Annotated in this window: 1 protein-coding gene; it reads right to left on the bottom strand. The window is 52.6% G+C overall.

Features of this window, described 5'->3' with window-relative positions:
- Nucleotides 1-251 (bottom strand): Ig-like domain-containing protein (locus tag H5162_RS21230; RefSeq protein ID WP_182779462.1); only part of this gene is annotated, 251 nt, incomplete at both ends.

Here is a 251-nt window from a genome sequence, read left to right on the forward strand (position 1 = left end):
CCATCAACCTCAATCGGGGTGCTTATCGTCAAGGCATTCGGTGCTGCGTTATCTAAAATCACTGAGGTGCTGGCTGCACTGGAGGTGTTACCCGCCGCATCACTTTGTGTGGCGCTGACGGTGAGTGTGCCGTTATTAAAGCTGCTGACATCAAACTCACTACCACTGATAGTCCATGCCCCAGAGCCATCAGCCGTCACAGTACGCGATTGGTTATTCGAACCATCGCTGATAGTCACACTGACACTGGC

It is taken from the genome of Pseudoalteromonas sp. SR41-8 (genome assembly GCF_014163915.1).
In the GTDB taxonomy this organism is placed as follows: Bacteria; Pseudomonadota; Gammaproteobacteria; order Enterobacterales; family Alteromonadaceae; genus Pseudoalteromonas; species Pseudoalteromonas rhizosphaerae.